13 protein-coding genes are annotated in these 15,365 nt (G+C 34.4%); 12 read left to right on the forward strand and 1 reads right to left on the reverse strand.

The features are described 5' to 3' along the window. Nucleotides 1–93: 93 nt before the first annotated feature. The 7 genes from FP432_RS01315 (at nt 94) to FP432_RS01345 (ending at nt 10,754) form a co-directional block, all read left to right on the forward strand. The gene (locus tag FP432_RS01315) at nt 94–1,845 is read left to right on the forward strand and encodes an oligopeptide ABC transporter substrate-binding protein (protein WP_265489065.1); all 1,752 of its coding nucleotides are present in this window, start codon (nt 94–96) and stop codon (nt 1,843–1,845) included. 113 nt (nt 1,846–1,958) lie between these two features. Next, nucleotides 1,959–2,633 carry a ribonuclease III gene (gene rnc / locus FP432_RS01320; RefSeq protein WP_265489067.1) on the forward strand — a complete coding sequence of 225 codons (675 nt, stop codon included), beginning with the start codon at nt 1,959–1,961 and terminating at the stop codon, nt 2,631–2,633. Nucleotides 2,634–2,652: 19 nt separating this feature from the next. Then, nucleotides 2,653–6,213, forward strand: coding sequence for a chromosome segregation protein SMC (smc, locus tag FP432_RS01325; RefSeq protein WP_265489068.1), 3,561 nt, complete (start codon nt 2,653–2,655; stop codon nt 6,211–6,213). Between the two features lie 217 nt (nt 6,214–6,430). Then, nucleotides 6,431–7,657 (forward strand): signal recognition particle-docking protein FtsY, encoded by a 1,227-nt coding sequence (ftsY, locus tag FP432_RS01330; RefSeq protein ID WP_416202882.1) that lies wholly within the window; start codon nt 6,431–6,433, stop codon nt 7,655–7,657. Nucleotides 7,658–7,675: 18 nt separating this feature from the next. Beyond that, on the forward strand, nt 7,676–9,100 hold the full coding sequence (locus FP432_RS01335; RefSeq protein WP_265489069.1) for a C69 family dipeptidase: 1,425 nt from the start codon (nt 7,676–7,678) through the stop codon (nt 9,098–9,100). A gap of 145 nt (nt 9,101–9,245) precedes the next feature. Further along, nucleotides 9,246–10,286, forward strand: a complete 1,041-nt coding sequence (locus FP432_RS01340; RefSeq protein WP_265489070.1) for a zinc-dependent alcohol dehydrogenase family protein — start codon at nt 9,246–9,248, stop codon at nt 10,284–10,286. 18 nt (nt 10,287–10,304) lie between these two features. Beyond that, on the forward strand, nt 10,305–10,754 hold the full coding sequence (locus FP432_RS01345) for a flavodoxin family protein (protein WP_265489071.1): 450 nt from the start codon (nt 10,305–10,307) through the stop codon (nt 10,752–10,754). 21 nt (nt 10,755–10,775) lie between these two features. Here the strand turns inward: FP432_RS01345 and FP432_RS01350 are convergent, their stop codons facing one another. Next, nucleotides 10,776–11,642, reverse strand: a complete 867-nt coding sequence (locus tag FP432_RS01350; protein WP_265489072.1) for a LysR family transcriptional regulator — start codon at nt 11,640–11,642, stop codon at nt 10,776–10,778. A 127-nt stretch (nt 11,643–11,769) separates the two neighbouring features. On the opposite strand from FP432_RS01350, the gene FP432_RS01355 reads away from it, so the two are divergent. The 5 genes from FP432_RS01355 to FP432_RS01375 all read left to right on the forward strand — a co-directional run bounded on the left by FP432_RS01355 (nt 11,770) and on the right by FP432_RS01375 (nt 15,163). Beyond that, a complete protein-coding gene (locus FP432_RS01355; protein WP_265489073.1) occupies nt 11,770–12,627 on the forward strand; it encodes an aldo/keto reductase in 858 nt (285 codons plus the stop codon). A 14-nt stretch (nt 12,628–12,641) separates the two neighbouring features. After that, nucleotides 12,642–13,304 (forward strand): NAD(P)H-binding protein, encoded by a 663-nt coding sequence (locus tag FP432_RS01360; RefSeq protein ID WP_265489074.1) that lies wholly within the window; start codon nt 12,642–12,644, stop codon nt 13,302–13,304. A 19-nt stretch (nt 13,305–13,323) separates the two neighbouring features. Then, nucleotides 13,324–14,028, forward strand: coding sequence for an SDR family oxidoreductase (locus FP432_RS01365; RefSeq protein ID WP_265489075.1), 705 nt, complete (start codon nt 13,324–13,326; stop codon nt 14,026–14,028). A 139-nt stretch (nt 14,029–14,167) separates the two neighbouring features. Further along, on the forward strand, nt 14,168–14,539 hold the full coding sequence (locus FP432_RS01370) for a nuclear transport factor 2 family protein (protein ID WP_265489076.1): 372 nt from the start codon (nt 14,168–14,170) through the stop codon (nt 14,537–14,539). Between the two features lie 15 nt (nt 14,540–14,554). Then, nucleotides 14,555–15,163, forward strand: coding sequence for an NAD(P)H-binding protein (locus FP432_RS01375; RefSeq protein ID WP_265489077.1), 609 nt, complete (start codon nt 14,555–14,557; stop codon nt 15,161–15,163). Nucleotides 15,164–15,365 lie beyond the last annotated feature (202 nt).

The raw sequence follows: 15,365 nt of genomic DNA on the forward strand, positions 1-15,365 counted from the left end.
AAAAAATATAAGTAAAATTATTGAATTTTAAAAAAAGTGATGTTAATATCTAATTGTGATTAAAATTAGTTCCAGAAATTGGAGGATAAATACATGAAGAAAGCCAAGTTATTTGGAAGTTTAACACTTCTTACTGGTGTGGCTTTAACATTAGCTGCATGTGGTAATTCAAGTTCAAACGATACAAGTTCTGTAAAGAAGATGAAAGCAGCTGTTCCTACAAAGACTGCTAAAAAGGGTGGGACAGTTTCACAAGCGATTGAAACTGATACTCCATTTACAGGAATTTTTTCAAACGAATTATCAACTTCTGCAACTGATACAAGCGTAATGGCACCAGCGAATGAATCTTTGTTTGATACTGATAATACTTACAAGTATAACAATAAAGGTCCTGCTACAATTGATATTAATAAGGATGCAAAGACTGTAACTATTAATATTAAGAAGGGCGTAAAGTGGTCAGATGGCAAGCAAGTAACTGCTAAAGATTATGAATATGCTTACGAAATTATTGCTAATCCTGATACTGCTTCACAAAGATATACCAGTAGCTTGGCTGACCTAGAAGGTCTTGAAGAATATCATAATGGCAAGGCAAAGACAATTTCTGGTCTTGAAATGCCTGATGGTGAAAATGGACTTAAAGTAGTTCTTCACTTTAAAGAAATGAAACCAGGTATGGAACAGTCTGGTAATGGTTATATTTGGGAATCAGTAGCTCCATATCACTACTTAAAAGATGTACCATTTAAGAAGCTTCAATCTTCCGATCAAATTAGAAAGAAGCCATTATTCTTTGGCCCTTACAAGGTTTCTAAAGTTGTCCGTGGTCAATCAGTAACCTATGTTCCTAACAAGTATTACTGGCGTGGAACACCAAAACTTGATAAGGTAAGTTTTTCAGTTGTTAATCCAAATTCTGCTAGTCAAGCAATTAAATCTCATAAATATGACATTGCGGATGTGGTAAATTCACAATGGGATCAAGTAAAGAATACAAGTGATGTAAACTTTGTTAAACAAGTTCCACTTGGTTATTCTTACCTTGGCTTTAAGGTTGGTAAATGGGATGCCAAGGCAGGTAAGAATGTCATGGATCCAAATGCAAAGATGAATAATAAGAATCTTCGTCAAGCAATTGCTTATGGGATGAATATTGAACCAGTAACCAAGCGTTATACTAAGGGTCTTTCATTCCAAGTACCAACTTTAATCCCTAAGCAATTTGGTGACTACTTCAATCCAGATGTTAAAGCCTACACTCAAAACATGAAGAAGGCTAACAAGTTACTTGATGAAGCTGGTTACAAGAAGAAGGGTAAATGGCGTACACAACCTAATGGTAAGCCTTTAGTCATCCACTTTGCGGCTATGTCCGGTAGTTCAACTCAAGAACCAATTATCCAGAACTACATCCAACAATGGCAAAAACTTGGCTTAAATGTTAAGTTAACCAGTGGTCGTTTAATGGAATTCAACTCATTCTACGATAAGGTTCAAAATGATTCTTCATCAGTTGATATGTTCCAAGGGTCATGGCTATTGTCTAGTGAACCTTCACCAAATGATTCATACAGTGAAAAGGCACCATTCAACTTTAGTCGTTTTGTAACTGCTAAGAATACTCAGTTATTGGATGAAATGGATTCTGAAAAAGCATTTAATACTAAGTACCGTGTTGATAAGTTCCATGAATGGCAACAATATATGCACGATGAAGCATATGTATTGCCAATGACTAATGCTTACCAAGTTACTGCAGTTAATAATAAGTTAACTGGTTACTCAACTAAGCCAGCAGATGCCAATGGTTTATGGTTCAAGATTGCTTACGCAAAATAAACAATTAAGTACAATATTTAAGAAGTCATCTTTTTTGCGAGATGGCTTTTTTCTTTGCTTTTTTATCACTCTAAAAATGGGTATAATTAATACATACATGAAAGGACAATTATATGGTATCAGTAGCTTTTAAAAATAATTTAAAAGAAAAATATGGCATAAAATTTATTAATGAAGATTTATTAGAACGTGCTTTTACCCATTCTTCTTATGCTAACGAGCATCATGGTAAGTATAACTATGAAAAATTAGAATTTTTGGGCGATGCAGTTTTAGAATTAGCTATTTCCGATTATCTTTACCGTCATTTTCCTAAGCTTAATGAAGGACAATTGACAAGGATGCGTTCCAATATTGTAAGAACTGAAGGGTTCTCTGAATTTGCTAAGGAAGTAGGATTTCAAAAGGAAATCTATCTGGGTAATGGTGAAGAAAAATCTGGCGCGCGCAATCGTAAGACACTTTTAGAAGATGTTTTTGAAGCTTTTAATGGAGCCTTATTTTTGGATCAAGGGATGCCAGCAGTACAACAGTTTTTAAAGCAAACAGTTTATCCTTTAATTGATGAAGGTGACTTTGATGCTTCGCGTGATTATAAGACTGAATTACAGGAAAAATTACAAGTTAATGGTGCAATTGAGATTAAGTATGAAGTGATTGCAGAAGATGAGAGTGTACCAACATTTACAGTACAACTGTTAGTTAATGGTAAGAAAATGGCCACTGGTACAGGTAGAAATAAAAAAGCAGCAGAGCAACAAGCAGCTGCTGTAGCGTTAAAGAAATAAACTAAGAATAGGTGAGATTTTGCCGCTTAAGCAACTAATTTTAAATGGTTTTAAATCATTTGCAGACAAAACAACTATTAATTATGATGCAGGAATTACTGGGATAGTTGGGCCCAATGGTAGTGGGAAAAGTAACATTACCGAAGCTATTCGTTGGGTAATGGGAGAAAGTTCAGCCAAATCTTTACGTGGTGCGAAAATGAAAGATATTATTTTTGCTGGAAGTCAATCACGTACACCTTTAAATAAGGCTGAAGTAAGTTTGGTTTTTGATAATAAAGATCGCAAGTTAAACTTCAATACTGATCAAGTAACAATTACAAGAACAATTTTACGTTCTGGCGAAAATGAATATTATATAAATAATCAATCAGTTCGCTTAAAAGATATACGTAATCTTTTTATGGATGTTGGTTTATCACATGATAGTTTAGCTATTATTTCACAAGGACGCGTTGATCAGATTTTAAATTCTCAACCGCAAGAACGTCGAAGTATCTTTGAACAAGCAGCAGGAGTTTTACATTTTAAACAGCAAAAAGAAACAGCCCTTAAGCAACTTGATCAGACCAATAATAATTTAATCCGGATTAATGACTTAGTAAAAGAACTAGAGGCTAGAGTTGAACCCTTGCATGAGCAAAGTTCGCTTGCCAAAGAATATAAGTTTACAAAAGAAAAACTTGATGCTGATTTAAAACAATTACTAGCTTTGGAAATTGAAACTTTAAATAAGCAAAAGGCACAAGTAGAGCTTAAATCAAAAAAGAACCAAGAATTGCTGGCTAAGTTAGATAAAGAGGTTATAGAAAGCAAAGAGAATTTAGCGCAATATCGGGATGAATATACAAGTTGGCATGATAAAAAAGATCAACAGCAGAAAGATTTATTAACTTTAACTCAAGATATTGCCAGTTTAAATACTGACTTACAGATGAAAGAACAGTCAAGTCAGTATAATGCAGCTACAAAAAAAGAATATGAAAGTCAAAAGGCTGAGTTAATTAAGCAGCGCGATAATTTAAACAAATTATTAGCTGAGTATGAAAATGATATAAGTAAAAAGAAAGACCAACTAGATAACTTAGACCAAGAAAAGCAGACTTTGGCGAATAATTTAGCACAGGATCCAGATCAATTAAAAAAGCGATTAGAACAATTACGAGCAGAATATATCGATGTTTTACAAGCACAAACTTCTGCTAATAATCAACTTGTTTATCTTAATTCTGAATTGACGCGTTTGCAACACAGTTCAAAGAGCAGTTCTTCGATTGATACCGAACTTGAACAAGCTGAGTATAAGTTAACCGAGCTTAAAGAAAAGGGAAGTAATTTAGTTGCACAAAGAAAAAAGCTTGAAGATAAGTTAGCTGCACAGGCAGATAAGGTTAATCTTCAAAGACATAACGAACAAGAATTACTTCAGAGCATTAGACAAGTTGAAGGGCAAATAAGTCAAGATCAGGCTCAATTAAATGGTTTAAAACGTTTGCAAGAGCGCCATGAAGGATATTATGGTGGAGTAAAATATGTTTTAAATCACCAGCAAAACTTTAATGGGATAATTGGAGTAATTGGGGAATTAATTAGTTTTCCAAGCGAATTAGAAGCAGCTTTGACTACAGCTTTAGGCGCTGGCGTCCAAAATATTGTGACGCAAACTAGGGAAGATGCAAGAGATGCAATTGGACAATTAAAACAGAATCATGCCGGCCGAGCAACCTTTTTACCACTAGATGGAGTTCGTCAAAATTCAATTGCTAGTTCTACTCTTAACACTTTAAAAACAATAGAAGGATTTGTTGGTGTAGCTGCTGAGCTGGTTACTTCGACTACAAATAAAGATATTTCACGCGCAATTAATTATTTACTTGGGAATGTATTAGTTGCTAAAGATATGAATACCGCTTTAAGAATTCAAAGACGAACTGGACATTATTATCGTATCGTAACACTTGAAGGTGATATTATTAGCCCTGGCGGTAGCATGACAGGTGGAGCCCGAACACGTCGTAATAATTCACCATTACAAACTAATACTGAAATAACTAAGTTGACACAAAATATTAACTTGTTGACTAAAAAATTAAAAGAAAGTCAGCAAAAGCTACATGATATTCAGGTAAGTCTAAAACAAGAAGAGGCTGAATGGCAGAGTTTACAAGATAATGTGCAAGAATTAAAACAACAAATTAATGAACAAGCCATCAGATACCAAGCTCAAGAAAAAGAGCTTAGTCGGGTTAAAAAAGTTAAACAAATTCAGGATGCAGAAGAAGTTGCGCGTGCTGGTGAGTTAGAAGAATTAAAGCAAAAACTGCAGTCAGAAAAAGAACAGCAAACTAAATTAGATCAAAAAGCTGATGAGTATCAGCAAAAGATGGATCAAATTAAACATACGTTAGCTGATTTAGATCAAGCTTATGCGCAATTCCAAACACAATTAAGTGAATTAAGCTCAAAAATTGCCGTAGTAAAAACGCAAGCCAGCAACTTGGAAAAACAAAAAGATCAAGTAAAACATAATCTTGAAAACAATCAACAGCAAATTGATGATTTGAATACTAAGATCAATAGTTTAAGCGAAAGTAACAAAACAGAAAAATCACCTGATGAGATTAATGCGCAAATTCAGCAACTAACTCAGCAAAAAGAAGAGCTAAGTACTAAATTAGTTGAAGCTAATGAGTTTCTTGGGAGACAAGAAGCCAAAATTAATCAACTAGAATTACTGGCTAATCGAAACTATGATTTACGTAAAGATGCTGCTCAAGAACAAGAACAAGTTTCAGTTCAAATAAGTAAATTGAGTGGACAGATTGATCAGAAATTAGCCCAACTCCGTGAAAATTATTCGCTTACTTATGAAGCTGCACGTGCACTTTGCCAAAATGATAATACACCCGAAATCCGGGAACAACTTCAACGAGATGTTAAATTAAATAAGATGTCCCTTGATGATATCGGTCCGGTAAATTTAAATGCGATCGAAGAATATGAAGATGTAAAAACTCGTTATGATTTTCTGCATGGACAACAAGATGATCTTTTAACAGCTCGTCAAGATATTGAGCAATCAATGGCTGCATTAGATGAAAATGTAAAAGAACGTTTTAAAGCAACTTTTGAGCAAGTGGAAGCTAAGTTTGAAAAGATCTTTCCGCTTATGTTTGGTGGAGGAAAGGCTCAATTAGTCTTAACGGATCCTGACAATTTACTAGAAACTGGGGTAGATATTATTGCTCAACCGCCTGGTAAAAAGTTGCAAGATTTAGGATTATTATCTGGTGGTGAACGAGCACTTACAGCAATAACGTTGCTGTTTGCAATTTTGGAGGTTAACCCGGTTCCATTCTGTATTTTGGATGAAGTTGAAGCTGCACTAGATGAAGCCAATGTCACCAGATTTGCCAAATTCTTGAGTCGCTATGAGTCAGATACTCAGTTCATTGTTATTACTCATAGACGTGGCACGATGGAGCAAGCTGATCAACTTTATGGAGTGGTTATGCAAGAATCTGGTGTCTCACAGGTATTATCGGTTTCTTTAAAAGAAATAAAAGATGAGGTGAAATAATGGGATTATTTGATCGTATAAAAAATCATTATTTAGTAAAAAGAATAAAAATGATGCAGAAGAGCCAAAAAGTGAAGCATCTATAGTTGAAAGTGCTGCACCTGAAACTAATGAGGCTGCTGAAAAATCAGAAACGGATCAAGTTGAATCTGGAGCTGAACAGTCAGAATCTGAATCAATTGAAACTACAGAGCCTAAATTTTCCGAAGCTCCTCAATTGACACCACCTCTCCAAGAGGAAACTCTAAAATCTGAAGCGCCAAGTGAAGCAGGGTATGAAGTTCAAGTAAGTCAAGCTACTAGTGAAGATAGCCAAGCTAATTCAGAAAGTAGTACTGAAAGCTTAAGTTCTGCTGAAAGTGAAACTACTGAAAGTGCTGGAGAACAAACAAGTAGTGAAGAAGTAACTGAAGAAGAGTCGGAAGCTCCAGAGTCGGTAAAAGAAGAGGCAACTGAAACCTCTGTTGAGGAAGATGAAATAGATGAATCAGAGGAGGAAGAGTCTGAACAAGAAGATCAAGAAAAGTATGATAAAGGATTAGAGAAAACTAACCGCAGTTTTGGTGAGAAATTAAATGCTTTCTTTGCTAAATTTAGAAGTGTCGATGAAGATTTCTTTGATGACTTGGAAGATCTTTTAATCGAATCAGATGTTGGCTATGAAACTGCAATGCAATTAACTGATTCTTTGAGAGATGAAGCAAAATTACAAAAAGCTAAAACCCATGAGGATTTAAAACAAGTAGTAGTAGAAAAACTAGTTGAAATTTATGATCAAAGTGGAGAAAATAAAGATTCAGCTTTAACCTATGATCCTACTGCTAAGCCAAACGTTTATCTTTTTGTTGGTGTTAATGGTGCTGGTAAAACTACCACTATCGGTAAATTAGCCAAACGGCTCAAAGATGCGGGTAAGTCGGTTATGATGGTAGCCGGTGATACTTTTAGAGCTGGGGCAGTTGAACAATTAGTTGAATGGGGCAAGCGTGATGGTGTAGAAGTCATTACCGGAAAAGAAAATGCAGATCCTGCTTCAGTAGTTTATGACGGTGTAGTTAAGGCCAAGGAAGAAGGTATTGATTATTTATTAGTTGATACTGCTGGACGCTTACAAAATAAAGTTAACTTAATGAATGAGCTCGATAAAATCGAACGAACTATTAAGAAAATTTTGCCAGATCAACCAAATGAAGTTTTGTTAGTTTTAGATGGATCAACAGGACAAAACGCCTTATTACAAGCTAAAGACTTTAATAAGACCACTGAATTAACCGGATTAGTTTTGACAAAACTGGACGGTTCTTCTAAGGGTGGTGTAGTAATTGCCATTAGAAATGAAATGAATTTACCAGTAAAGCTTGTTGGTTTAGGTGAAAAAGTTGATGATTTAGCTGACTTTGATGCCGAGAAGTTTGCAATTGGCCTTTTCCAAGGTTTAATTTAAAGATGTAAGGAGACAAATATGAGTAAATTAAGTGCATGCACTACTATTTTAGTAGGGAAAAAAGCTTCGATTGATGGTTCAACGATGATTGCGCGTAATGATGATACATTTCGTCCTATAACACCACAACGTTTCATTATTGAACCAGCTGTAAAGGGAGAAAAGGGACGTAAAATTAAGTCATGGCTCAATAAGTTCCAAATGGAATTACCAGAAAATGCGCAACGTGTTCCAGCTGTTCCAAATGTAGATTACAAGACTCAAGGCTACTATGATGAAAGTGGTATTAATGAAGAAAATGTAGCTATGTCATGTACTGAATCAACTTATGGAAATGAAAGAACTTTAGCATTTGATCCTTTAGTAAAAGACGGTCTTGATGAAGATTGTATGCAAACTGTTATATTGCCATACATTCATTCAGCTCGTGATGGAGTACAATACCTTGGTAAGTTGATTGCTAAATACGGTTCACCTGCCGGAAACTCAGTTTTATTTAGTGATAAAGATGAAGTTTGGTATATGGAAATTGTGACTGGTCACCACTGGGTAGCTCAACGTATTCCTGATGATTGTTATGCTGCTACTGGTAACCGTGTTGCTATTCAAGAAGTAGATTTTAATGATCCCGATAACTTTATGTGGTCTGAAGGAATTCAAGAATTTGTTGAAGAACATAATTTAAATCCAGATCATGAAGGTTGGAATTTCCGTCATATTTTTGGTACTTATACTGAACAAGATCGTCACTATAATACTAGCCGTCAGTGGTATATTCAAAAATACTTTAACCCAGATATTGAACAAGATCCTGAAGATGGAGAAATTCCATTCATCCGTCGTGCCAATAAAAAGATTACACGTGAAGATATTGAATTCTTATTAGGTTCACACTACCAAGATACCCCTTATGATCCTTATGGTAAGGGGAATGAAGAAGAAAAGCATCGCTTCCGTCCAATTGGTTTGAATAGAACTCAGAACTCACATATTTTACAAATTAGAAGTGATGTTCCTGAAGAAATGGCAGGAATTATGTGGTTGTGTATTGGTGGACCAACATTTACCCCATTTGTTCCATTCTTTGCAAATATGAATGATACTGACCCATCTTACAACAACACTTCTATGAATTATAACCGTGATGATGCTTGGTGGTACTACAAATCATTGGCTGCATTGGTAGAAAGCCACTACTCACACTTTGTACAACTAGATACTAAGTATTTAGAAGAGTTAAATCGTTATTACCGTGGTCGTGTAGAAGAAATTATCAAAAACGCTGGCGACTTAACTGGAGATGAATTGACTGACTACTTAACTAAAGAAAATCAAATGACTGTTGCCCATACTAAAGCAGATAGTGAAAAGTTGATGGGTCAAATGTTTATTGATTCAATTAACATGTCTAAATTAACATTCGATATGGATAAGAATCTTTAATAATTTAAAATCCTGCAAGAAATTGCAGGATTTTTTGTATAACGAACTATACTTAAAACGTATACTACCATCAAAAGATAGTAATTTCTTTATTAATTTTTAATAAGTAAAATAAACTTAAATTAAAAATTAAGAAGGTAATGAAATGAAAGCAGCAATATTTGTCGAACCTAAAAAAGTTGAAGTTAAAGAAATGACAATGCCTAAACTTGAAAAGCCAACAGATGCAATTATTCGGGTTATTCGCGCATGCGTTTGTGGTTCAGACTTGTGGTGGTATCGTGGGATTGCTAAACGTGAAGGTGGTTCAACAATAGGTCATGAAGCTATTGGAATTGTAAAAAGCATTGGGGACGATGTGACTGCTGTCCATCCAGCTGATTTTGTTATTGCCCCATTTACTCATGGTTGTGGGTACTGTGTTAATTGTCGTGCTGGTTTTGATGGCAATTGTTTAAATCAAGAAAAAGGTATTAATGGCGGTTATCAGGGTGAGTATCTACGCTTTACTAATGCAAATTGGGCATTAATTAAGATTCCAGGACAACCTAAAGATTATACGGATGCACAGTTAAATAATTTTTTAGCCTTGTCAGATGTAATGGCAACTGGTTACCATGCTGCAGCTAGTGCGGAAGTTCAGCCGGGTGATACCACTGTTGTAATTGGTGATGGTGCTGTCGGACTATGTGGTGTGATTGGTGCCCGTTTATTAGGTGCTAAAAGAATTATTTTAATGAGTCACCATGAGGATCGTGCAAAGTTAGGACGAGAGTTTGGTGCAACTGATATCATCAGCAAGCGTGGTAATGATGCCGTAGCTGAAGTACTTAAATTAACTAATGGTGTTGGAGTAGATAGTGTATTAGAATGTGTCGGCGCAACTAGTGCAATTGAACAAGCAGGTCAACTTGGCCGTGCAGGTAGTATCATTGGTCGTGTTGGTGTTCCACAAACTGAACCAGCTTCTAACCAACTATTTTGGAAAAATATTGGCTTACGTGGTGGAATTGCACCGGTGACTACCTATGATAAATCGCGTTTACTTAAGGAAGTATTAGAGGGAAACATTAACCCAGGTAAGGTATTTACAAAGCGTTTTTCATTAAAAGATATTCAAAAGGCTTATGAAGCAATGGATAAGCGTGAAACAATTAAGTCTTTAATTATCGTAAATGATAAATAAAAATAGGAGGAATTAAATTTGAAAACTTTAGTTGCCTATTATTCTTGGTCAGGCAATACTAGAAAGGTCGCTGAAAAAATTCATAAGCAAATATCAGAAAGTGATCTTATAGAAATAAGGGTACCAGCTGAGACATTTTCTGAAGATATGTATCAAACTAATGATATTTTTAAGGAACAGGTTAAAAATAAACAATTTCCAAAAATAGTTCTTCCAGCAACTGATTTTCAGAATTATGATCTTATACTAATTGGTAGTCCCGTATGGTCGGGAATGCCAGCGAGTCCGATTAAGACATGTTTAGATAAATTAAGGCAGAATGATTATCAAGGAAAGATTGCTTCATTTTTTACTGATGTTGGACAAGAGGGTAATTATGCGGCAACTTTTAAATCATGGAGTAAAGATCTTAAATTAATTGGAATCGGAAAAAATGATTCTAAAGTAAATGAATGGTTATCAAAATAGGATACTCACAATTGAGTATCCTTATTTTTGTGGCCAAAGTTGACTTAGTTTTAACAGATAGTCCTTAAGCTCAGTTTTATTTTGCTTGAGATAAGTAGCATAAATCTCAAGTTCGTTATGTTCATCTTCAATTTTAACTAAAGTACGATTATCATCCTGATTATGATTAGTGTCTAAGACAGATAGATTTGAACGGAAAACAGGAAAGTTAGAATATTTTGTTAGTTCGTCTAGAGAATTAAGGTCATTTTGATAAAGAAATTTAGCATTAGGGATATATTTCTCACTAATGTCTTTCCATTCTCCAATATCTTGAGCTACTAAGAAGCTCAAGCCTTCTAAGTCTTTAAATGTGACTGAATTCTTTTGCGCAAGAGGATTAAATTTATCAATTTTAACAAATAAGTTTTCTTTTCCTAGATAAAGAGATTCAAGTTCAGGAGTTTGATATTCTTTAGTAGTAAAAATGATTTTTTCTTTATAAGTGAGTAAGTCAGCAGTAACATTAAGTGGATTAATAAGTTGAGAATTAATTACCAAATCTTGATCAAATTTTGGGTCAAAAGTTTTAACTAATAAAAGTGGTCCAGGTAAAGTGGAGGCAATGTGTAACATATTTTGACTGTTGGCAAAATTGATAACTTTTTCAGTAAATTCTTTTTGCGAGTCTAGTAATTTTTTCGCTTCTTTAGCAGCTAATTCACCAGTTTTATTAAGAGTAATCTTATTAGCTTGTCGTTCAAATAAAGTTACACCTAATTCCTGCTCTAATTTTTTCATTCCACGCGTAACACTAGGTTGAGTGATTAATAAATGCTCTGCTGTTGCACTTAAAGTTCCATATTTTTTAAAGGTAACTAACTCTTCTAAAAGTTCTGGGCTAATCATTTTAAGTCTTCTTTCTACCATTCGTTAAGTGTATACTAGCATAATTCATTAGTAATTTTAAAGCTTTATATTCTGTCATATACTCATAATTGAAATTTAGCAGAAAACGAAATAGAGGTAGACAAAGATGGAATATATTAATTTAAATGATGGAAACAAAATGCCCATGTTAGGATTTGGAGTTTTTCAAGTTCCTGATTTTAAGCAAGCGCGTCAAGCAGTTACGGATGCAATTGATGTTGGGTATCGCCTATTTGATACTGCTGCAGCTTATCAAAATGAAGCGGCAGTTGGTGAATCAATTAATAAAAGTGGAATTGATCGTAGTGAATTTTTTGTTACGTCAAAATTATGGCTTGATCATTTTACCTACGAAAAAGCTAAAGCGGGAATTGAAGATTCTTTAAGAAAATTAAATATGGATTATATGGATCTTTACTTACTTCATCAACCTTACGGAGATGTATACGGAGCATGGCGTGCATTAGAAGAAGCACAAAAGTCAGGTAAAATTAAGTCAATTGGCGTATCTAATTTTTATCCTGATCAGGTTAAAAATTTAGAGTTAATGAGCAGTGTCAAACCAGCAGTTAACCAAATTGAAGTTTCTCCATGGTTCCAACAAAATGATGATGTTAACTTTATGCAAAAAGAAGATATTGCCGTAGAAGCTTGGGCACCTTTTGCGGAAGGTAAGCATGATATCTTTACTAACGAAACTTTAGCCAAAATTGGTGAAAAGTATGGTAAGAGTAATGGACAAGTAATTTTACGTTGGTTATTACAAAGAGAAATTATTGTTATTCCTAAGACTGTTCATAAAGCACGGATGCAAGAAAATTTTGATGTATTTGATTTTAAATTGTCGCAAGATGATATGGAAACTATTAGTAAGCTTGATAGACATGAAAGTCAGTTCTTTGATCATCACGATCCCGTAGCAATTGAATCAATTTTTGGTTCAAGCTTAAGAGCTTTACGTTAAAAAAGGAGAAAAATATGATAAAAAATGTTCTAATTGTTGGGGCAAATGGACAAATCGCTCGTTTAGTTGAAGACAGGCTTTTAAAAGATGGTAAAGATGTACATCTAACTTTATTTTTAAGAAATGCTGGTCGCTTAGTGCAATTAAAAGATAATAAGGCAGTAACCATTATTGATGGGGATGCTAATAATTCTGAAGAATTGCGTGAAGCAATTAAAGATCAAGATATTGTTTATGTTGCGTTTGTTGATCATGGCGAAAATGCCCAGGTAACTAAAAATATTATTAAGATTATGGATAAAGAAAGGGTTAAACGTTTAATTTCGTCAAATATCTTGGGAATTTACGACGAAGTGCCGGGGGAATTTGGTGAATATAATCGTCAAATGTGTTTCGGTGGAGTTGTTAAATCTACAGATTCAGTAGTTCAATCAGCAACTGCAATTGAAAATTCAGATTTAGATTATACAATCTTACGAATTCCTTGGTTAAATGATCGTAACGAAATAAAATATACTGTTACACATAAGGGAGAAGAGTACATCGGTGTTTCTGCTTCGAGAAAGAGTGTAGCAGATTTGATTGTTAAGATTATTAACGATCCAAAACTATATGAAAAAGAAAGTATTGGATTTGCAAATCCTGATACGCAAGGTGCAAGTCGACCAGTATATTAAGAAAAGGAAAAAAGTTAAAATGAGTAAAACATGGTTAATCACAGGAATTAGTAGTGGTTTTGGTAAAGCATTGACAAAACAATTATTAGCAAATGGTGAGACAGTAATTGGTACAGTTAGAACTAAAAAAGAAGATATTAAAGAATTAGAAGAACAATATCCTCATACTTTAGATGTAGAGCATTTAGATGTGACTGATGTTAATGAAATTCGTAAAGTAGTAAGTGAGACAATTGCTAAGCATAATAAAATTGATGTCTTGATTAACAATGCAGGTTATGGACTCTTTGGCGCTGCAGAAGAATTAAGTGATGGAGAAATCAATAAAATTTTAGCTACTGATCTTACCGGATCTATTCAAATGATTCGTGCTGTTATTCCACAAATGCGTAAGCAAGGTGAAGGACGTATTATTCAAATTTCTTCATATGGAGGTCAGGTTGCTTATCCTGGTAATTCAATGTATCATGCAGCTAAGTTTGGAATTGAAGGTTTTTGTGAATCAGTAGCCCAAGAAGTTGCGCCATTTAATATTGGTGTAACTATTATTGAACCCGGTGGTGCAAGAACTGAATTTCGTTATGGGAGTGCTCATATAGCAAACTTAATACCAGAATATGATAATACTCCAACTCATGCATTTTTGAAGATGCTTGATCCTAAAAATGGATTAGCTCCTGGTGATCCAAATAAAATGGCTACGCGCATTATAAGAAACAGTTGATCAAGATCCTGCTCCATTACATGTATTACTTGGTTCACAAGCTCTTCGAGCTACCATTGAACGGTTGAGTCAACGATTAGATGAATATAAAGGTCAAACAGATTTAGCAGCTTCAACTGATGTTAAGGAAGAAAATTAAATGACTGACAAAGAAGAAATAATTGATCTATATCGTCGTGAAAATCAGGCTATGGTAGATAAGGATATAGTAACTTTAAAACAGATTTTGGTTCCGACAATGCAACTAATGCATATGACTGGTTATGTTCAACCAAAAAATGAATGGCTAGATCAAATTCAAAATGGACAAATGAAATATTTTTCTTCTGTGGAAGAGAATATTAAGGATATCAATATTGAGAAAAATCATGCCAGTTTAATTGGTCAAAATAAAGTAAAAGCAAATATTTGGGGTAGTGGAGTCGCTACTTGGCGTCTGCAAATGAAAGTAAACTTTATCAAAGTTGATGGTAAATGGATGATTAGTGATCAAGTTGCAAGTACTTATTGAGGAGAAGAGGAAATAATGACAAAAAATATTTTAATTATTGGAGCAACAGGAACTTTAGGTAGAGCAGTTACAGAAAATACGTTAGAAACAACAGATGATAAGTTAACCTTATTTTCTCGTTCAGCTAGCCGAATTAGTCTTATTGACCCTAGCCGTGAAAAAATAATTAGTGGTAGTGTAATGGTTGATGCAGATTTGGATAGAGCAGTAGCTGATCAAGATGCAGTTTTTGCTGCTTTAAGTGGAGACCTTGGAGCTTATGCTGCAAAGATTATTGCTGCTATGAGTCCTAATCATGTTTCTCGCTTAGTTTTTATCACTTCAATGGGAATTTATGATGAAATTCCAGCTTCAGTTGGTACTCAAGGAAATCTTCGTTTCAATCCAGTTTTACAAACTTACCGTGATGCTGCTGATGAGATTGAAGCTTCTAATTTAGATTACACGATTGTACGTCCAGGGTGGTTTACTAGTGGGCCAGTTGATTATGAAGTAACTCATAAAGGTGAGCCTTTTGGTGGTCATGATGTTTCAATTGCATCGATTGCTGATATTGTGACTAAACTTTTAGACGATAATACTTTGTATGCTAGAGATAGTACTGGAATTAATACACCAGCATAATGATTATTAATTTAATTCTAAAGTTTTTTTATCTTTTGACTATTTGAAGGATAGTAGAATAAATAATAAGGAGAAAATTATGTTACAAATAATTGGAAGTGGAATTTTATTAGGGTTATTATTTTTTGCAATGAGACCAAGTCAAAAACAACAATTGCAAAGAATTAATCGTCATGGAAGATAAAATAAATTCCCGAAATTC

The organism is Lactobacillus sp. PV034 (assembly GCF_014522305.1).
Taxonomy (GTDB): Bacteria; Bacillota; Bacilli; order Lactobacillales; family Lactobacillaceae; genus Lactobacillus.